23 protein-coding genes are annotated in these 16,895 nt (G+C 68.7%); 9 read left to right on the top strand and 14 right to left on the bottom strand.

The genetic code is table 11. The features are described 5' to 3' along the window. Positions 1 to 43: 43 nt before the first annotated feature. The 6 genes from rpsB (at position 44) to OFY01_RS03710 (ending at position 5,465) form a co-directional block, all read left to right on the top strand. Positions 44 to 946, top strand: a complete 903-nt coding sequence (gene rpsB / locus OFY01_RS03735; RefSeq protein WP_266596233.1) for a 30S ribosomal protein S2 — start codon at positions 44 to 46, stop codon at positions 944 to 946. A gap of 175 nt (positions 947 to 1,121) precedes the next feature. Further along, complete coding sequence (gene tsf, locus OFY01_RS03730; protein ID WP_266596231.1) at positions 1,122 to 1,958, top strand: translation elongation factor Ts; 837 nt, start codon at positions 1,122 to 1,124, stop codon at positions 1,956 to 1,958. A 171-nt stretch (positions 1,959 to 2,129) separates the two neighbouring features. Then, positions 2,130 to 2,900: a UMP kinase gene (pyrH, locus tag OFY01_RS03725; protein ID WP_266596229.1), complete on the top strand. Its 771-nt coding sequence runs from the start codon at positions 2,130 to 2,132 to the stop codon at positions 2,898 to 2,900. 158 nt (positions 2,901 to 3,058) lie between these two features. Next, entirely contained in the window at positions 3,059 to 3,616 is a 558-nt protein-coding gene (gene frr, locus OFY01_RS03720; RefSeq protein WP_266596227.1) for a ribosome recycling factor, read from the top strand. Positions 3,617 to 3,648: 32 nt separating this feature from the next. Then, positions 3,649 to 4,845 (top strand): phosphatidate cytidylyltransferase, encoded by a 1,197-nt coding sequence (locus OFY01_RS03715; protein ID WP_266596225.1) that lies wholly within the window; start codon positions 3,649 to 3,651, stop codon positions 4,843 to 4,845. Between the two features lie 173 nt (positions 4,846 to 5,018). Continuing rightward, the gene (locus OFY01_RS03710) at positions 5,019 to 5,465 is read left to right on the top strand and encodes an SRPBCC family protein (RefSeq protein WP_266596223.1); all 447 of its coding nucleotides are present in this window, start codon (positions 5,019 to 5,021) and stop codon (positions 5,463 to 5,465) included. 172 nt (positions 5,466 to 5,637) lie between these two features. Here OFY01_RS03710 and OFY01_RS03705 read toward each other — a convergent pair whose 3' ends face one another. The 13 genes from OFY01_RS03705 to OFY01_RS03645 form a co-directional block, all read right to left on the bottom strand. After that, positions 5,638 to 6,900, bottom strand: a complete 1,263-nt coding sequence (locus OFY01_RS03705) for a tyrosine-type recombinase/integrase (protein ID WP_266596221.1) — start codon at positions 6,898 to 6,900, stop codon at positions 5,638 to 5,640. Next, positions 6,900 to 7,097 (bottom strand): helix-turn-helix transcriptional regulator, encoded by a 198-nt coding sequence (locus OFY01_RS03700; protein ID WP_266596219.1) that lies wholly within the window; start codon positions 7,095 to 7,097, stop codon positions 6,900 to 6,902. Before OFY01_RS03700 ends, OFY01_RS03705 begins: the two co-directional genes overlap by 1 nt. Before the next feature lie 2 nt (positions 7,098 to 7,099). Continuing rightward, on the bottom strand, positions 7,100 to 8,488 hold the full coding sequence (repSA, locus tag OFY01_RS03695) for a replication initiator protein RepSA (protein ID WP_266596218.1): 1,389 nt from the start codon (positions 8,486 to 8,488) through the stop codon (positions 7,100 to 7,102). Then, complete coding sequence (locus OFY01_RS03690; protein ID WP_266596217.1) at positions 8,485 to 9,177, bottom strand: DNA cytosine methyltransferase; 693 nt, start codon at positions 9,175 to 9,177, stop codon at positions 8,485 to 8,487. Before OFY01_RS03690 ends, repSA begins: the two co-directional genes overlap by 4 nt. Further along, positions 9,174 to 9,374, bottom strand: coding sequence for a hypothetical protein (locus OFY01_RS03685; protein ID WP_266596216.1), 201 nt, complete (start codon positions 9,372 to 9,374; stop codon positions 9,174 to 9,176). The genes OFY01_RS03690 and OFY01_RS03685 overlap by 4 nt, the downstream gene beginning before the upstream one ends. A gap of 90 nt (positions 9,375 to 9,464) precedes the next feature. Further along, the gene (locus OFY01_RS03680) at positions 9,465 to 9,782 is read right to left on the bottom strand and encodes a SpdD-like protein (protein WP_266596215.1); all 318 of its coding nucleotides are present in this window, start codon (positions 9,780 to 9,782) and stop codon (positions 9,465 to 9,467) included. A 24-nt stretch (positions 9,783 to 9,806) separates the two neighbouring features. Then, a complete protein-coding gene (locus tag OFY01_RS03675) occupies positions 9,807 to 9,962 on the bottom strand; it encodes a hypothetical protein (RefSeq protein ID WP_266596214.1) in 156 nt (51 codons plus the stop codon). Between the two features lie 13 nt (positions 9,963 to 9,975). After that, positions 9,976 to 10,167 (bottom strand): mobile element transfer protein, encoded by a 192-nt coding sequence (locus OFY01_RS03670; RefSeq protein ID WP_266596213.1) that lies wholly within the window; start codon positions 10,165 to 10,167, stop codon positions 9,976 to 9,978. Between the two features lie 19 nt (positions 10,168 to 10,186). Beyond that, positions 10,187 to 10,837 (bottom strand): DUF2637 domain-containing protein, encoded by a 651-nt coding sequence (locus OFY01_RS03665; protein ID WP_266596212.1) that lies wholly within the window; start codon positions 10,835 to 10,837, stop codon positions 10,187 to 10,189. Positions 10,838 to 10,911: 74 nt separating this feature from the next. Continuing rightward, a complete protein-coding gene (locus OFY01_RS03660; RefSeq protein ID WP_266596211.1) occupies positions 10,912 to 11,106 on the bottom strand; it encodes a hypothetical protein in 195 nt (64 codons plus the stop codon). A gap of 2 nt (positions 11,107 to 11,108) precedes the next feature. Next, positions 11,109 to 11,315: a hypothetical protein gene (locus tag OFY01_RS03655; protein ID WP_266596210.1), complete on the bottom strand. Its 207-nt coding sequence runs from the start codon at positions 11,313 to 11,315 to the stop codon at positions 11,109 to 11,111. An 82-nt stretch (positions 11,316 to 11,397) separates the two neighbouring features. After that, positions 11,398 to 12,753, bottom strand: coding sequence for an FtsK/SpoIIIE domain-containing protein (locus OFY01_RS03650; RefSeq protein WP_266596209.1), 1,356 nt, complete (start codon positions 12,751 to 12,753; stop codon positions 11,398 to 11,400). Between the two features lie 3 nt (positions 12,754 to 12,756). Continuing rightward, entirely contained in the window at positions 12,757 to 13,113 is a 357-nt protein-coding gene (locus tag OFY01_RS03645) for an SCO3933 family regulatory protein (RefSeq protein WP_266596208.1), read from the bottom strand. Positions 13,114 to 13,275: 162 nt separating this feature from the next. On the opposite strand from OFY01_RS03645, the gene OFY01_RS03640 reads away from it, so the two are divergent. Together OFY01_RS03640 and OFY01_RS03635 are read left to right on the top strand one after the other, a co-directional pair. Then, the gene (locus tag OFY01_RS03640; protein ID WP_266596207.1) at positions 13,276 to 14,007 is read left to right on the top strand and encodes an XRE family transcriptional regulator; all 732 of its coding nucleotides are present in this window, start codon (positions 13,276 to 13,278) and stop codon (positions 14,005 to 14,007) included. A gap of 48 nt (positions 14,008 to 14,055) precedes the next feature. Further along, positions 14,056 to 14,526, top strand: a complete 471-nt coding sequence (locus OFY01_RS03635) for an NUDIX hydrolase (RefSeq protein ID WP_266596206.1) — start codon at positions 14,056 to 14,058, stop codon at positions 14,524 to 14,526. Here the strand turns inward: OFY01_RS03635 and OFY01_RS03630 are convergent. After that, positions 14,514 to 15,074 (bottom strand): HD domain-containing protein, encoded by a 561-nt coding sequence (locus tag OFY01_RS03630; protein WP_266596205.1) that lies wholly within the window; start codon positions 15,072 to 15,074, stop codon positions 14,514 to 14,516. The two genes, OFY01_RS03635 and OFY01_RS03630, sit on opposite strands and share 13 nt — an antisense overlap. Positions 15,075 to 15,886: 812 nt before the next feature. Between OFY01_RS03630 and OFY01_RS03625 the strand changes: the two genes are divergently transcribed. Continuing rightward, positions 15,887 to 16,657 carry a hypothetical protein gene (locus OFY01_RS03625; protein WP_266596204.1) on the top strand — a complete coding sequence of 257 codons (771 nt, stop codon included), beginning with the start codon at positions 15,887 to 15,889 and terminating at the stop codon, positions 16,655 to 16,657. Positions 16,658 to 16,895: the final 238 nt, after the last annotated feature.

Genomic DNA, 16,895 nt, shown 5'->3' with positions numbered 1-16,895 from the left:
CGGGGCGTCAGGACACAACCGAGAACACACGAGGAGTACGGCCATGGCCGTCGTCACGATGCGGGAGCTGCTGGAGAGCGGCGTCCACTTCGGTCACCAGACCCGCCGTTGGAACCCGAAGATGAAGCGCTTCATCTTCACCGAGCGCAACGGCATCTACATCATCGACCTGCTCCAGTCGCTGTCGTACATCGACCGCGCCTACGAGTTCGTCAAGGAGACCGTCGCCCACGGCGGCACGGTCATGTTCGTCGGCACGAAGAAGCAGGCGCAGGAGGCCATCGCCGAGCAGGCCACCCGCGTCGGCATGCCCTACGTCAACCAGCGCTGGCTGGGCGGCATGCTCACCAACTTCTCGACCGTCTACAAGCGTCTGCAGCGCCTCAAGGAGCTCGAGCAGATCGACTTCGAGGACGTCGCCTCCTCGGGTCTCACCAAGAAGGAGCTTCTCGTGCTCTCGCGCGAGAAGGCCAAGCTGGAGAAGACCCTCGGCGGTATCCGCGAGATGTCCAAGGTTCCCAGCGCCGTCTGGATCGTGGACACCAAGAAGGAGCACATCGCTGTCGGCGAGGCCCGGAAGCTCAATATCCCGGTCGTCGCGATCCTCGACACGAACTGCGACCCCGACGAGGTCGACTACAAGATCCCGGGCAACGACGACGCGATCCGCTCCGTCACCCTGCTCACCCGCGTGATCGCCGACGCCGTCGCCGAGGGCCTCATCGCCCGCTCCGGTGTCGCCGCGGGCGACCAGAAGCCGGGCGAGAAGGCCCAGGGCGAGCCGCTGGCCGAGTGGGAGCGCGACCTGCTCGAGGGCGAGAAGAAGGCCGACGACGCGAAGGCCGACGAGGCCAAGGCCGAGCAGGCCGACGAGAAGCCCGCCGAGGCTCCGGCCGCGGAGGCCCCGGCCACCGAGGCTCCGGCCGCCGACGCCGAGCAGGCCTGACACCGGACCCGGCCCACCCGGCCGGGCTCCGGCATCCCGGGTGAATCCTGGTGAAGCGTGAGGACGGCGGGGGCCACTGCGGCCCCCGCCGTTCACCCACGACCGACCCCGCACTTCCCAGAACTCCCCGGACTTCGCTGAAGACGCTGAAGACTTCGTAGAGAGAACCAGGATCATGGCGAACTACACCGCCGCTGACGTCAAGAAGCTCCGTGAGCTCACGGGCGCCGGCATGATGGACTGCAAGAAGGCGCTCGACGAGGCCGACGGCAACGTCGACAAGGCCGTCGAGGCGCTGCGCATCAAGGGCCAGAAGGGCGTCGCCAAGCGCGAGGGCCGCTCCGCCGAGAACGGCGCCGTCGTCTCCCTCATCGCCGACGACAACACCTCCGGTGTCATCGTCGAGCTGAAGTGCGAGACGGACTTCGTCGCCAAGGGCGAGAAGTTCCAGGCCGTCGCGGGCCAGCTGGCCGCGCACGTCGCCAAGACGAACCCGGCCGACATCGAGTCGCTGCTCGCCTCCGAGATCGAGGCCGGCAAGACCGTTCAGGCCTTCGTCGACGAGGCCAACGCCAACCTCGGCGAGAAGATCGTCCTGGACCGCTTCGCGCAGTTCTCCGGCGGCTACGTCACCGCGTACATGCACCGCACGATGCCCGACCTGCCGCCGCAGATCGGTGTCCTCGTCGAGCTCGACAAGGAGAACGCCGAGGTCGCCAAGGGCGTCGCGCAGCACATCGCCGCCTTCGCGCCGAAGTACCTCTCCAAGGAGGACGTGCCGGCCGAGGTCGTCGAGTCCGAGCGCCGCATCGCCGAGGAGACCACCCGCGCCGAGGGCAAGCCCGAGGCCGCCCTGCCGAAGATCGTCGAGGGGCGCGTCAACGGCTTCTTCAAGGACGCCACGCTGCTCGGCCAGCCGTACGCTCTCGACAACAAGAAGACCGTCGAGAAGGTCCTCCAGGAGGCCGGTGTCACCCTGAAGCGCTTCTCGCGCATCAAGGTCGGCATCTGAGGCAGTACCGCGCCAGACGCGAGACCCCGCTAGGGTCGACAGCAGTCGTCCGGGAACCCGCCGGACGACCGCAGATGTGACGAGGAGGCCGTTGCCGAGCATGGGATGAGAACCACCCCACCGGCAATGGCCTTCTTCGTATGTGTGCCGAGCAAAAGAGGCGAGATTTCCATGACCACCACCCAGGCCGACAAAGGCGACAAGAGCGACGACGGCAAAGGCGCGGGGCGCTTTTTGCTGAAGCTTTCCGGCGAGGCGTTCGCCGGCGGCGGGGGTCTGGGAGTCGACCCCGACGTGGTGCACGCCATCGCGCGTGAGATCGCGGCCGTGGTGCGCGGCGGGGCGCAGATCGCCGTCGTCATCGGCGGCGGCAACTTCTTCCGCGGCGCCGAGCTCCAGCAGCGCGGCATGGACCGGGCCCGCTCCGACTACATGGGCATGCTCGGCACCGTCATGAACTGCCTGGCTCTCCAGGACTTCCTGGAGAAGGAGGGCATCGACAGCCGCGTCCAGACCGCCATCACCATGGGCCAGGTCGCCGAGCCGTACATTCCGCTGCGTGCCGTACGCCACCTGGAGAAGGGCCGCGTCGTCATCTTCGGCGCCGGTATGGGCATGCCGTACTTCTCCACCGACACCACCGCCGCGCAGCGCGCCCTGGAGATCCACGCCCAGGCGCTGCTCATGGGTAAGAACGGTGTCGACGGCGTCTACGACTCGGACCCCAAGGCCAACCCCGAGGCCGTCAAGTTCGACGCCCTCAGCTACAGCGAGGTCATCACCCGCGACCTCAAGGTCGCCGACGCGACCGCGATCACCCTGTGCCGGGACAACAAGCTCCCGATCCTCGTCTTCGAGATGCTCGCCGCGGGCAATATCGCGCGCGCCGTCAAGGGTGAGAAGATCGGGACGCTCGTGGGCGACCAGGGCACCCGCGCCTGACCCCTCCGCCTCCGATGAGCCCTCCGCCCTCCGGGGGACGGCTCATCGGGGGATGGACAATGTCCTGACGGTCGGACACCGTGCAGGAAAGACACGCGACTTGGCCGACCGCGCCCCGTGCCCGGCCGGGCCTCACTCAAGACACGCAGGAGCAAGTGGTGATCGAAGAGACCCTCCTCGAGGCCGAGGAGAAAATGGAGAAGGCCGTCGTGGTCGCCAAGGAGGACTTCGCCGCGATCCGCACCGGTCGTGCGCACCCGGCGATGTTCAACAAGATCGTGGCCGACTACTACGGCGCGCTGACGCCGATCAACCAGCTGGCCTCGTTCTCGGTGCCCGAGCCGCGGATGGCCGTGGTGACTCCGTTCGACAAGAGCGCACTGCGCAACATCGAGCAGGCGATCCGTGACTCCGACCTCGGCGTCAACCCGAGCAACGACGGCAGCATCATCCGAGTGGTCTTCCCGGAGCTGACCGAGGAGCGCCGCCGCGACTACATCAAGGTCGCCAAGACCAAGGGCGAGGACGCCAAGGTGTCCATCCGCTCGGTCCGCCGCAAGGCCAAGGACACCATCGACAAGGCGATCAAGGACGGCGAGGTCGGCGAGGACGAGGGCCGCCGCGCCGAGAAGGAACTCGACGACACCACCGCCAAGTACGTGGCGCAGGTGGACGAGCTGCTCAAGCACAAGGAAGCCGAGCTGCTCGAAGTCTGAGCCGGTTCAGGACATCGAGGTTCGAGGAATCCGTGAACGACTCTTCCTGGGGGGCGCCGGCCGGACCCGGACAGTGGGGGCCGGCCGACGGCGGCCAGGGGCCCCTGCCAGGTCGGAGCCCCGAGCGCCCGGCGTACGACCCGGCGTATGACCCGGCGTACGACCAGGGACGCGCCCCGGCGGGTCCCGCGTACGAACGGCACGCGGTCGAACAGACTCGGCCCATGCCCATCGTGCCCGACATGCCCGACGCGTCCATCGGCGGTGGAGCCGCTGACCAGGACGGTGACCGGGGGGCCGCTCGGCTGAGCGGCCCCTTGTTCCGTGACGAGATTCCCGAGACGCCGCAGGAGCCCATGCCCAGCGCCACGCCGCCGCAGCAGCCGGAGCCGCAGTCGCAGCCGAAGCAGAAGAAGAGCGCGGGCCGCGACCTCGGCGCCGCCATAGGGGTCGGTGTCGGCCTCGGCGCCGTGATCATCGCGTCGCTCTTCATCGTCAAGGCGGTCTTCGTCGGCGTCATCGCGGTCGCCGTCGTCGTCGGCCTGTGGGAGCTGACCTCGCGGCTCGACGAGCGCAAGGGCATCAAGGCGCCGCTCGTTCCGCTCGCCGTGGGCGGCGCCGCGATGGTCGTCGCCGGGTACGTACGCGGCACCGAGGGCGCCTGGGTGGCGATGGCGCTGACCGCGCTCGCGGTGCTGGTCTGGCGGATGACCGAGCCGCCCGAGGGATACCTCAGGGACGTCACGGCGGGCGTCTTCGCCGCGTTCTACGTGCCGTTCCTCGCCACGTTCGTGGCGTTGCTGCTCACCGCGGAGGACGGGGCGTGGCGCGTGCTCACGTTCCTCATCCTCACCGTGGTCAGCGACACCGGGGCGTACGCCGTCGGCTGGCGGTTCGGCAAGCACAAACTCGCGCCGCGGATCAGCCCGGGCAAGACGCGCGAGGGCCTCGTCGGCGCGGTCACGTTCGCGATGGTGGCGGGCGTGCTGTGCATGCAGTTCCTGATCGACGACGGTCAGTGGTGGCAGGGCCTCGTCCTCGGTGCCTGTGTCGCCGCCAGCGCGACCCTCGGCGACCTGGGCGAGTCCATGATCAAGCGGGACCTCGGGATCAAGGACATGGGCACCCTGCTGCCCGGCCACGGCGGGATCATGGACCGGCTCGACTCGCTGCTGCCGACGGCGCCGGTCGTATGGCTGCTGATGGTGCTGTTCGTGGGAGGCGGCTGACCGCTCCACGGTTCCTCCGCGTGTGCCCTCGCCCATGGGACGGGCGGGGGCACACGCGCGTCCTGGCCGGGGTGGTGGGCAGGACGACGACGGTGGGAGGATATGGAAGTAAGCCCCCGAACCCCCCGAGGCCGCCATCGGCGTGAGGTGAGGGTTTCTGGAAGGAGGGCAGCATGTCCGCCATCCGAGAAGACATCGTGGTCGACCGGACCCCGGAGGATGTCTTCACGTACATGACCGATCCGTCCCGCCTGCCCGAGTGGCAGAAGAGCGCCCTCTCCTCGCAACGAGTCGGCGAAGAAGGCCCTTACGGCGTCGGCTCCCGCATCAGGGTCACCCGGCACGTGGGTCAGCGCGACATCCCCATGACGATGGAGGTCACCGAGTTCGAACCGCCCCGCGCCTTCAGCCTGCGCGGCATCGACGGCCCCGTACGGGGACACGTCCACGGCGAGGTCGCCCCGCTCGACGACGGACGGCGTTCCCGCGTGACCCTGGAACTCGACTTCGAGGGCCACGGCGTCGGCAAGGCCCTGGTCCCGCTCGTCGTGCGCCCGCAGGCCCGCAAGGAGCTGCCGGACAGCGAGCGGCGCCTCAAGGAGCACCTGGAACAGGGCTGAGAGCGCCGGGGACCCGCTGAGCCCGGTCACCACCCACCGCGGCCGACCGGGAGGGGCCCGGACGCGTGCGACACTGGTACAGCCATGCCTAAGCCCGGAGAACTGGCAGCAGCCGGGCAGCAAAAGGGCCCCCGACCTGCGCGTTAAGCGCGGATCAGGGGCCCGTTTCGAGCTACTGGGCCGTCCCTGGGCCGTCAGGCTCGTGAGGCGGCGGCAGGAACACCCGGTCGACGGCGTTGCGCGTGCGCTCCTGACTCGACGGCATCAGGTGCGCGTACACCCGGAGCGTCAGTGCGGGGTCTGTATGCCCGAGGTACTGGCTCACGGCCTTGATGCTCTCCCCGGCGTCCAGGAGGACGGACGCGTAGAAGTGCCTGAGCGCGTGCATGCCGTGCTCGCGTGCCGACTCGTACTTGCCGTCGGGCCCGGCGTCCGGGATGAGGCCAGCGAGCGCGAGGGCGGGCTTCCAGTCCTGCACGTTGAAGTTGCTGCGCCACACGATCCCGTTCGCGGCATTCGTGAACAGAAGACGGGCCGTCACCTTGGGGCCGTCCGGCTTCCGCCACGGCAACGTGATCTCAACTGGCTTGAAGGCATCCATGTGGATACGCAGCGCCTCAGCGACGTACGACGGCAGCGGGACATCCCGCTCCTTGCCGCACTTCGGCGGGGCGAACACGGCTTTGCCCCGGATGAGCTTCACCTGACGGACCACGCGCAGGATGCCGCCCTCGAAGTCGATCGCATCCTCGGCGAGTCCGACGATCTCTCCCTGACGCAGTCCGCACCCGGCGCCCGTGTCCACCATGGCCCGATAGCGCTCGGGGAGAGCCTGACGAACCGCCTGCACCTGTGTGGGCAGCCAGGGGACGACGCGCCGCCGCTCAGCGGTCGGCGGTCGTACGGACTTCGCAGAGCAAGGATTGCGGGAGAGGAGGCCGTCGTCCACGGCCGCACTCAGCACGGCTCGTACGTCGCCGTAGATGTTGCGCGCGTACGCCCCACTCACGGCAGGGTTGGCCTCCAGGGCACTCGTGAGTTGTCGGATGTGCTCGGGACGGAACGAGTCCAGCGGTCGCGCGCCGATGACCGGGAACGCGTGCAGGCGTAGCCGCTGCTCGGTGACGATCTGACTGGAGACGTCCGAGGTGTGAGCCTTGAGCCACTTCTCGGCGTACCTCTTGAAGGTGATCCGCGCGGCGCGAGGGTCGATGTAGGAGCCGCGCGACATGTCCGACGCGATGTTGGTCAGCCAGTCCTCGGCGCGTCGCTTCTGGCGGTCCGGGAAGCTCTTGGACTTCTCGGTGCCGTCGGGCCCGATGTAGCGGGCGCGGTAGCGGAGGCCGAGCCCGTGGCGGTCGCTCTTGACCTTGCGCGGCTTGCCGTCCGGGCCGGGCTCGGTCTTGAACCAGCGGTCTTGGATGTGGCCAGCCATCAGGCAGCCTCCCCAAGCTGGGAGTCGACCCATATCCGCACGTCCGTCGGGTCGAAGCGCAGGTGGCGGCCGACGCGGAATCCGCGGGGGCCGGTGTGCTTGCGGCGCCACTGGTAGACCGTCTCGACGCTGGGGAGCTCGAACATCTCTACCAGGTCGTCAGGGGTCAGGAACCGGTGCGGCAGGTCTGAGGGCATGGTCAGCACTCCCTTTCATGAGTGAGTTGGTCGTGCAGGGCTTCGCGGGCGGTCTCGCGGTTGAGTTGGATGTCGCGGGCGATGGCGGCGGCGAGGGCGGATTCGCCGGGTGTGTGGCCGTGTCCGGCGTACTGCCAGTCGGCGAGGACGAGGACGGTGTCCGGCTCGTTGCCGTCGAGGCCGAGGGCTTCGCGTTCCTGGGCGGCGCGGTAGTCGGCGCGTGCCTGGCGGAGGGCGCCGAGGGTGGTCGAGTAGCGGCGGGACTTGGAGGAGAAGTGGCCGCGGAAGCCGAGCATGTGAGCCCAGGCCCACAGCCGCCGCTCGGGGTACAGCTTGTCGAGGTCGCGGCATGCGGTGATCAGGCGGCGGGCATGGTCCGGGACGCCGTGGCGGTCGAGTTCGGCGAGTTCACCGATCCGGCGGTCCAGGGTGCCCGTGTTCTCGGCTGCTTTGGTCGCGTACTTGGCGACGTAGGAGGCGACGGCTTGTTCGGTGAGGTCGGAGCCGTCGCCGAACGCCTTCACGGGGCGGATGTCGAGCTGTGTGCCCCAGCGGAAGGTCCGGGCCGGTTGGTCACCGGCGGTCGGGACGCTGACGCTCGTGTAGGCGTGTGCGGCGGCGGCGCGGATGGCGTCGGTGAGCAGGTCGGTGCCGGCCCAGGACGGGGGTGGGGAGTCGGGGCCGTCGGGGCCGTCGAGGCGGATCACGGCGTGGAAGTGGATGGCGCCGCGCTTTTGGAATTCGGCGACCTTGCCGTAGGAGACGCGGCAGGCGTCGGCGAGTTCGCGCTGTGTGAGCCCGGCGCGTTGGGCGATCTCGCGGCGGAGCCGGTTGACCAGGCGCATCCACAGATCCCCGGCATGGTTGTTGAAGAGGACGGCGCCCGCGTAGTCGTACGACGCGGGATCGAGCGCCGTACCGAGGGCGGGATCGTCCTCGGTGTGGCGGGTGCCGCACCGGCAGGTGCCACGGTCGGGCCGGTTGTGGACTGGACCGAACGAGGGGGCGGTGAAGGTGACGAAGACGCGTGGGTGATCGCGAACGGTGGCCGGGACGTCCTTGTCGATGTCGCCGGCGAGTCCGGCACGGATGAGGTGGTAGGTGTCGCCGGAGTAGGTGAAGGCGCAGGCCGGGCAGCGGGAGGCGCGCCGGTTGCCGCAGGCGACACGGAGCCGGCCGCCGGGTTCACCCTCGGTGGTGTAGTGGTGCAGGGTTTCGCCGGTCGTCTTGTCCTTGTGCAGGACCCAACCTTGCAGGTGGATGGGGTTGGAGCAGCCGCCGGTGCGGCGAATCTGGTCCTGCCAGCGGTCGAAGCCCGGTTGCCCGGCCACCCTCAGCAGGTCGGTGAGGGTGGCCGGGTCCAGGCCCGTCATGGTGGCGGTGTCGCTCATACCAGCACCTCCTGACGAGCGGTCAGGAAGGCGGTGCCGAGCCATGCGGTGTAGGCGGGCGGGATGGCTTCGGTCAGTTCCTCGTGGACGCCGGTCCAGGTGATCCCCATCGCCTGTTGCATCTCTGCGATGGTGGCCTTGCCGCCGCCGTTCCCGTACGCGGCGACGTACGGACCGTCGCGGTAGATGCCGTGGCGCCAGCCGCGTACGTGGCCCCGGTGTTTGGGGTGTACCGGCGCGGCGGTGGCCCAGCGGCCCAGTTCGAAGTTGCGGTGGCGGATCACGCCGAGGTGGAACATCTCGCCGCACAGGGACACGTCCTTGCGGATCCTGGCCCGTCCGTTGGGCTGTTCCAGCACGTACGGCAGGCCGGTCGCGTCGAGGAGTTCACGGGCGGCGGTGACGAGGTCTGCGTGAGTTCCGCCCCATCCCTGCGACTGGTTCGTGCCGACGGTCAGTGCGCAGCCGGCTTGGCAGGGCGGGGAGGCGTGCACGAGCGCGTACCGCTCGATCTCGCCCGTCGCGGTGAGGTGGGCGAGGTATTCGAGCGCGTCGCCTCGGTGGTAGGCGAACGGGTAGCGGGGCCGGTCGGCGATGTCGCAGCCGTCGACATCGAAGCCGGCGAGCTGGTAGCCCCGACCGGCGCCGCCAGCGCAGCAGAACAGGTCCAGGACCCGGAGATGGTTCATGCCGAGACCTCCAGGCCGGCGCGGGTCTGACGCGGGGTGCGGGTGCCGGTGCCGTGGCAGGTGGTGCAGTGGACGGTGATGGTGCGCAGGTGGCCGTGGCGGTCGCGTCCGCCGAGGGTGACCTTGATGGAGGCGAAGCCGTCGCAGTTCTTGCAGATCCGCTCGTTGCGGCCGGTCGAGGCGGTGGGACGAGTCATGATGGAGGTTCCTTCCGGATCGGTTGGTTCGGGCAGGGGCACGGCGTCCGGGCGGCGGAAACCTGGCAGTGGAGGCCGCCCGGAGGCCGGTCAGCGCCGCTTGGCCTCGGAGGCGAGCAGGGAGCGCACGACGAGCGCGCAGAAGGCGACCGAGGCGCCGGTGACGGCGACGGCAAGCAGGAGCGAGACCAGGACGGCGCCGACGACCAGGACCACAGCGGTGCCGCCCCCGACGAGGGCGAGCGCGGTGCCGGGTGTGAGCTGGACCGTGGGCCGCGAGGGCGCCGGGGTTACCGGTGTGATCGGCGGGGCCGGGGTGCTCGGGACGATGGTGGTCGGCTCGGCGACGGCGGGTGGGGTGGTCACGCCGGTCGGGGTGGGCATGGTCGGGACCTTGGGACGGAACACGAGTGATCTCCCTTCTGGGCTGCGCTACTTGATGAGGCTGTTGATTGCGGGGGCGAGGACGCTGTCGGCGAGGAGGAAGCCGCCGAGGAGGAGTACGGCGATGAGCCAGGCGGGCGGGCGCATGAGCTTGACGCCGAGGTAGCCGACGACGAGGAGAGCGAGCCAGAGCGGAACCTGCATGACAGTGGCCTCCTTAGCGGACCTTGCAGCGGTGGGTGCGGGCGGCGAGCTGGGCGGCGGACTGCGTGGAGTAGTCGGCGGACCAGCCGCAGTCATCGGTGGTGCACACGGCGGCGTACTTGGTACGGCCGTGCCGGTCACGGTGGGTGCCGAGCTGGACGGGGCCGATGCTCATCACGGAGTGGAAGAAGTCGCGGGCAGGCATGAGCTGATCTCCTTATCTGTCAGGCGAGTTGTGCGGCGATGGCTTCGGCCATCGGGGCGGGAACGCCGAGGCGGGCGCGCAGGGTGTCGGTGTCGATGCGGGCGCCGGTACGGCCCTCGTGGTCGGCAGCGACCTTGCGGGCGTGCTCGACCAACGCGGCAGGCACCGGCACCGCCGGAGCAGGCTCCGGGTCGGCGACGGGCAGAGCCGGGGCCGATTCAGGCTCCACGACGGGGGCCGGCTCCGGGTCGGGTACGGGGGCCGGGACTGTGGGTGCCGGAGGAACCGGCGCCTGATGCCTGGCGGATTGGTTCGGGGAGTGGGCGAGGAGGGTGCCGCCGAGGAAGGCGAGTGCGGGCCATCCGGCGATGCCGAGGCGGAGCAGGGCCGGCGGGTGGTTCAGGTCGAGGAATCCGGCGGTGGCGATGTTGGCGCCGAGGGATGCGACCAGGGCGACGAGGAACCAGCACCAGGCCAGCCGGGACGGGCCATCGGTGCGAAGCCGTCGCCAGGCGGCGACAAGGAGTAGGTCGACCGAGACGGGGTAGGCCCAGGCTTTCCAGCCGGACTGTCCGGCCGCCGAGGCAAGGTCGTGCAGGTGGGCGAAGGACAGGGCTCCGGCGATCACGGCCTGTACGAGAACGGCGTCCGGTCGGATCGAGCGGGTCATGTCGTCACCTCCCTTTACGGGTTGGGCCAGGGGCGGGGCGGGGATCGATGTCCGGCCGCCCCGTCACGGCGGCTTCAGTCGGTGGCTTCGCCGGTGCCCCAGCAGGTGAGGCAGAGTCCGGTCTGCTGGTGGTCGGTGAGGCGGCCTTTGCGGGCGCCGACCCGGACGGCGCGGGACGCTTCTCCGGTGCCGTCGCAGGCCGGACACTTGGCGGGTTCGGGCTTGGCCGGGGCGGTCTTGCGGCGTGTGGGTTTCTTCGCGGCGGGCATGGTCACCACCCCTGACCGGGGTACTCGGGGCCCTCGTTCGGGTCGTAGCCGGCCGGGAAGACGCCGGGCGGCGGCTCGGGCAGAGAAGCCGCGAGCGACGGGCCGATGACGTCGACGAAGTGCTGGTCCGCGCTGGTCATGTCGGCGTAGAGGGCGAGGTCGCCGAGCATCACCACGGTGCGGGCGTAGTCGTCGCAGTGCGGGCACATGGCGGGTGATCTCCTTCGTTCGGGCATGGCTCGGGTAGGGACCTGGCGTGATGCGGTCACGCCGACCGTGGTGCGGTGAGGGTCAGACGGTGGCCGGGATGGACTCGACGGCCGGAGCGTCCTTGGGGGCGGGGATGCCGAGGACGGGCCGGAACGGTGCCAGGGCAGGCAGGTCCGGGGTCAGGTCGGCGTACCGGTTGCAGGTGTTCACGGCCTGCCGCAGGGACGTGTGCGGGGCGCGGATACGGGCCCAGCCGCCGGTCGCATCGCCCGTGATGGCGACACCGGGCATGTCGGTCGGGATCTGGATCGCGGCGAGGACGGCGTCCGGGGCGATGTCGGCGAAGGCCATGTTCGCGGAGGATTCGTCGTTGACGCGGTGGGCGGTGCGGCCGGTGAGCTGGGCGCGGAGCATAGTGATGCCCTTACCGAGCTCGGAGCCGAAGCGCTGCCCGCAGACCTCCAGGTAGATCCCGGCGGCACGGCCGAGCTGGGCCAGGCGGGCGAGCGCGGTGATGATCTGGTCCCGCCGCTTCTCCTCCGCCTTGGTCGCGAACAGAGCCAGCTCGGCCACCTCGTCGACCATGACCACGACCGGCACCGGCCGCAGGCCGGCGGGCAGGTCCCAGATGTCGGAGGCGATCTCCGCGTCCGGCACATCCGACGTGATCCGCTGCTCAGCACGGATGAGCTGATACACGTCCTCCATGTACGACACCAGCGCGTCCAAGAGGTCGGCGGCGGTGTCAGGGTTGTCGGCGAGTGCGGAGAACCGGCGGGCCAGCGGGAACAGCTCGACCCCTTGCTTGCAGTCGATGCCGACGAGCGCGACGTTCATCGGCGCCAGGCCGGCCACCAGGTTGCGCTGGTAGACGGACTTGCCGGACTCCGTGGCGCCGATGGTGAGCGCGTGCGGGACGGCTCGGTAGTCGCGGTAGTGCACGGCTCCGTCTTCGCGCAGGGCGACTGGGACCCGCATTGGGCGGGTGTCGGTCTTGGCGGGCATCTGCACCCGCTTGAGCACGTCGTAGCCGGTCATCCGCACCTCCACCACGCCGGAGCGCAGTTCGCGGGAGGTGACGCCGTACATCGCGAACGAGTGCCGCAGCCGGTCACACGAGGCCGCCACATCGAAGGCATCCTGACCGGGCCGGAGCTTGAGCTTCAGCGCCAGGCCCGTACGGGTCGGCCGCACCCGCAGGACGCGCGGGGCACGAGGACGGGGAACCGGCCGGTTCGTCAGCCGGGCCAGCGTCAGGCGCCAGCGCGGGGGCGGGACGGTGAGCCCGCAGGCGTCCATGACCGAGGCGTAGCGGAACAGGACCCGCACCACGGCCAGCGTGACGCCGAAGCTCATCCAGTACCAGGCAGGGCGCCGCCACCGCAGAACAACCGCAGCAGCGACGACCAGCAACAGCACCACGGCCAGCCAGTTCATGGCTCAGGCCGCCTTCGGCTTCGAGGCACCGGCAGCGAGCGAGGTGACGGCGACCGCACGGAAGGCGATACCGCTGCGCTTCTGACCGTTGAACTCGTTCTCCCACGGCCGGGCAACCAGACCCGTGAGCGCGACCGGGGTACCCATGGTCAGCTCACCGGTCACGCCGGTGTCCGGGACGGTCACGGTGAGGATCTCCGGGGCGTTGCCCTCCAGAGCGAACATCACGTTCACGGTGACGAGCTTCGCGCCGGTCTCGCGGTCCGTCTGGACCTCACCGGTCTGACGGTTGACCTTCGGCTCAGCGGGCCCAGCGGCCATGACCTGAGCGGCGTTCGTGTCGACGGGGATCTGACGCATCGTCTGTTCTCCTGATCTCGCGGAGAGTTTTGGAACCGACCGTTCGTCGGTGAGACCAGAAGACCGCAGAAGGTGGTGGACGTATCACGGTCCGTATGGACGTTTAGGGACGTCTGAGCTATCGTCAAAACGTCCCTGAGACGTCCTAGGAGAGGGCACGTCATGGCGAACGAGCGTCTGCGCGCGGCGATTTCAGCACAGGGCGAGACCATCCAATCCTTGGCTCAACACGTCGGCGTCGACCCGAAAAGCGTGGAGCGCTGGATCACGACCAACCGCACACCTCACCGTGGGCACCGCTGGAAGGCAGCCAGTTTCCTTGGAGCCGATGAGGTCTACCTCTGGCCCTCCGTGGAGAAGCGAGCCGAGGCCGCGAGCACGTCCGAGCTGATCACGTACTACCCGCACCGGGGCGCGGTCCCGGCGTCGCTCTGGTCATCGCTGATCGAGAAGGCAACGAGCCAAGTCGAAATCCTCGTGTACGCAGGGCTGTTCCTCTTCGACAGCCACCCGGACCTGCCGGATCAGTTGGCTGAGAAGGCCAAGGCCGGGGCGCAGGTTCGCGTGCTGCTCGGTGACCCCGAGTCGGCGATGGTCCAGCAGCGGGGCGAAGAGGAGGGCATCGGCGGCGACCTGGCCGCGCGAGCCCGGATCACGCGGCGCTACCTCGAACCCGCCATGACGACGCCCGGCGTCGAGGTCCGGCTTCACGACACGATCCTCTACAACTCGATCTACCGGTTCGACGATGACGTGTTGGTGAACCCTCACGTGCTCGGAGCCCCGGCGGGGCAGAACCCGGTTCTGCACTTCCGGTACCTTCCCGGCGCCCGGACGTTCCGGCACTACATGCGGAGCTTTGACTACACCTGGGAGCGCGGTCGGCCCGCGTAGGCGAGACCGGCTGACACGTTCGACAGCCGGACATGCGACGCTTGAGGCATGGCCCGAGTCGACTACTTCAACGACCCCAACGCCCCGAAGGCGAACAGCATCGTGCCGTCGGTCACTGCTGTAGCGCTCAACGAAGCGGGCGAAGTCCTCTTGATCCACAAGACGGACAACGATCTGTGGGCCGTTCCCGGCGGCGGCGTCGATGTCGGCGAATCCGCACCCGACGCTGCCGTACGCGAGACGAAGGAAGAGACCGGCTTCGACGTCGAGGTGACGGGTCTGGTCGGCATCTACACCAACCCCGCGCACGTCATGGCGTACGACGACGGCGAGGTGCGCCAACAGTTCTCCATCTGCTTCCGCACACGGATCACCGGCGGTGAGCTACGGACCAGCAGCGAGAGCAAAGAGGTGGCGTTCGTGCACCCGAGCCGACTCGACCAGCTCAACATCCATCCGTCCATGCGGATGCGGATTGATCACGGCTTGGCCGACCGGTCCGAGCCCTACATTGGCTGATCGCTGAGGCGTGCCCGCGTCCGCTCAACGGCGGCACTGAGGTACGGGCGGGCTTTGCTGATCGCGGTGTGCACTTCACTACCCGGCTCGTACCGCTCCAAGATCTCATCAATGCGCCCGTCGAAGTCGAACGACTGGCCGGCGGGCCCGGTCGTCATGTCGGAGTAGATCAACGCGTCCAGGACCGGGGAGTCCTCCCGCTCATACACGGCCAGCTCAGCCGACAGGCCACGTTGTTCAGCCTCATACACGGCGCCGGAGTGGTGAGCGACCAGCCGTACGAGTCGCGACGGCGCACCGAGAGTCTCCAGGTGACGCGCACCATCGAGCGGATGGAACCCAGTTGCCCGCAGCTCCGGCGCATAGCCGATGTCGTGCAGCCACGCAGCGGCGACGAGTAGATCCCGGTCCTCTTCAGACACAGCCGTCGAAGCCGCACGCGCACGGGCCGCTACGGCCTGTGTGTGCAGCCAGCGGTTCCCGAGCGGGGGCAACAGCGACTCAGCCAGCCGAGCCGCGCCTTGGGGCGTGTCCAGTGAAGAGGGCATGAACCGCACCGTAGCCCAAAAGGGCAGGTAGCCGACAGGCCGATGGAGCCGCAGCGCCGGGCCCCGTGCGGTGGAACTTTCCCTACTTCATCAAGCACCCGTCGTCGCTCCGCTCCTCCGGGCGGGCTTTCCGGCTCCGCTCGGGGCTGCGCTCATGCCTTCGGCCCGCGCTGCCCCGGCTGCGCCGACGCCCGCCCACTGTGGATAGGCCCGGAGGTCATGAGTCGAGCGCCCGACGGCTTCGGCCCACGGTCACAGACGATGCCTCCGGCGGGGGATCGGCCGGCACCGGGTAGGGAGGGGGCGCCGTTCCCGGCCGCGGGCGCATCGTGGCGAGCCTAGTGGGCTCCCATCCCGTCCACCGTCGACCCAGGCAAAGCCGAGCAGACGCGGCCCAGGGGCGTCAAGGTCGTTCGTACAGTGGCGCGCTCCACCTTGACGCCCCTGAACCACGCCCGCTCCACAGATGTGTGGGTCGACGGCGGACGGGATGGGAGCAGGGTGAGTGGTGGGACGAGGACTGGGCTAGGAGCTGCGGTCCAGGCGGTCGGTGACGTGGTAACGAACCGGGTACGGAACGTGAAGAGCTCCTGTCGCCAGGAGTGGCCAGGGGCTACTCTGCCGCCTTATACACGCCGGGGGCACAAATGCCAGATAGCAAACCATCAGATGACGCCGCTCGCACGGCCTCTCTCCAAAGCGAATACAGACGCGCGCGTGCACGCGAACAAGATCTCGCAGATCGCCTACGCCGGAGGGAGGCAGCGGTGCACGCCTCCACGAGGGCACGGTCAGGTCGGTTTTCTCTGTCCATGGCCACGTCGGCGGCAGTCGCCGCCCTCTTATCTGCATTGGCGCCGTTGCTCGGTGGCGACCAGAAAGGGGCCTCCCTTTCGCCGGGCACGATCCGCATCTTCGAAATCATCGGGCTCGTCACCCTACTACTGATCGTGGCCGCGTCGATCCCCTGGTTCATCGCTCGCCGCACCTATATGCAGAACCAGAACGTCACGTTCGCCCAACGCCTCAAAGAAGAACGGGAACTCCACACGCAGGCGATGGAGAAGCTGAAGCAGGCCAGCGAACTGGCAACGCTCATGCAGTTGAACCAGGAACAGATTGATACCTACCACCGCATCGTCACCGGCCAGGCCGACAAATCTTTCAAGTCGTCTCGTATCGCGATGAGCTTGGGCATGCTCCTCCTGGTCGGCGCAGCCGTAGCAGGAGCTTGGGTGCCGTTCGAGCAGGTCCGCTGGTTCATCGGCGGTCTCGCCACACTCAGCACACTCCTGTCCGGCTACCTCAACCGAACCTATCTAACCCTGTACAAGGAATCGATCGGGCAGCTGAACCGCTACTTCGACCAGCCGGTGTTGAACGGCTACCACCTGGCCGCCGAGCGCATCGCGGGCAAACTGGGTGAGCAGCATCAGGACGAGGTACGGAAGCAGATCATCACCAAGATCCTTGACAGCGGGCCCCAGCGCCTCGGTTGGAAAGAGGAACCGAAAAATCCGAAGCCGAATAAGCGGAGACCGAAGAGACAGACCGCGTCCCTCAACGGCAGTCCGCGCCCCTGACTTACTGCCAGCGACCGCAAGGGCAGGGTGAACGACGCCACAACAACCGGGCGGAGCCCAGTGATGGCACGGCCCCCTAGGCGTGCCACTCTCGTGCCAGAACGGACGGGGGCTCACGGGGAATCGAGATAAGCAGGGGTGTGCGCAGCCAGACTCCGCCCAAGGCATGGAATCCGCAGGTCATACACCTAATCACCCAACCTCGCTCCTAAAACGGTGATCACGCACGAGCGCCTCG

This window comes from Streptomyces beihaiensis (genome assembly GCF_026274175.1).
GTDB classification, from domain to species: Bacteria; Actinomycetota; Actinomycetes; order Streptomycetales; family Streptomycetaceae; genus Streptomyces; species Streptomyces beihaiensis.
The sequence above is the reverse complement of the archived record's forward strand: the minus strand, read 5'-3'. Positions and strand labels throughout refer to the sequence as shown.

Bases quoted from the DNA above. Each gene is read 5' to 3' on its own strand.
- rpsB (WP_266596233.1), top strand. From the start codon at position 44: ATGGCCGTCGTCACGATGCGGGAGCTGCTGGAGAGCGGCGTCCACTTC.
- tsf (WP_266596231.1), top strand. From the start codon at position 1,122: ATGGCGAACTACACCGCCGCTGACGTCAAGAAGCTCCGTGAGCTCACG.
- pyrH (WP_266596229.1), top strand. From the start codon at position 2,130: ATGACCACCACCCAGGCCGACAAAGGCGACAAGAGCGACGACGGCAAA.
- OFY01_RS03710 (WP_266596223.1), top strand. From the start codon at position 5,019: ATGTCCGCCATCCGAGAAGACATCGTGGTCGACCGGACCCCGGAGGAT.
- OFY01_RS03705 (WP_266596221.1), bottom strand. From the start codon at position 6,900: ATGGCTGGCCACATCCAAGACCGCTGGTTCAAGACCGAGCCCGGCCCG.
- OFY01_RS03700 (WP_266596219.1), bottom strand. From the start codon at position 7,097: ATGCCCTCAGACCTGCCGCACCGGTTCCTGACCCCTGACGACCTGGTA.
- repSA (WP_266596218.1), bottom strand. From the start codon at position 8,488: ATGAGCGACACCGCCACCATGACGGGCCTGGACCCGGCCACCCTCACC.
- OFY01_RS03690 (WP_266596217.1), bottom strand. From the start codon at position 9,177: ATGAACCATCTCCGGGTCCTGGACCTGTTCTGCTGCGCTGGCGGCGCC.
- OFY01_RS03685 (WP_266596216.1), bottom strand. From the start codon at position 9,374: ATGACTCGTCCCACCGCCTCGACCGGCCGCAACGAGCGGATCTGCAAG.
- OFY01_RS03675 (WP_266596214.1), bottom strand. From the start codon at position 9,962: ATGCAGGTTCCGCTCTGGCTCGCTCTCCTCGTCGTCGGCTACCTCGGC.
- OFY01_RS03670 (WP_266596213.1), bottom strand. From the start codon at position 10,167: ATGCCTGCCCGCGACTTCTTCCACTCCGTGATGAGCATCGGCCCCGTC.
- OFY01_RS03665 (WP_266596212.1), bottom strand. From the start codon at position 10,837: ATGACCCGCTCGATCCGACCGGACGCCGTTCTCGTACAGGCCGTGATC.
- OFY01_RS03660 (WP_266596211.1), bottom strand. From the start codon at position 11,106: ATGCCCGCCGCGAAGAAACCCACACGCCGCAAGACCGCCCCGGCCAAG.
- OFY01_RS03655 (WP_266596210.1), bottom strand. From the start codon at position 11,315: ATGTGCCCGCACTGCGACGACTACGCCCGCACCGTGGTGATGCTCGGC.
- OFY01_RS03650 (WP_266596209.1), bottom strand. From the start codon at position 12,753: ATGAACTGGCTGGCCGTGGTGCTGTTGCTGGTCGTCGCTGCTGCGGTT.
- OFY01_RS03645 (WP_266596208.1), bottom strand. From the start codon at position 13,113: ATGCGTCAGATCCCCGTCGACACGAACGCCGCTCAGGTCATGGCCGCT.
- OFY01_RS03640 (WP_266596207.1), top strand. From the start codon at position 13,276: ATGGCGAACGAGCGTCTGCGCGCGGCGATTTCAGCACAGGGCGAGACC.
- OFY01_RS03635 (WP_266596206.1), top strand. From the start codon at position 14,056: ATGGCCCGAGTCGACTACTTCAACGACCCCAACGCCCCGAAGGCGAAC.
- OFY01_RS03630 (WP_266596205.1), bottom strand. From the start codon at position 15,074: ATGCCCTCTTCACTGGACACGCCCCAAGGCGCGGCTCGGCTGGCTGAG.
- OFY01_RS03625 (WP_266596204.1), top strand. From the start codon at position 15,887: ATGGCCACGTCGGCGGCAGTCGCCGCCCTCTTATCTGCATTGGCGCCG.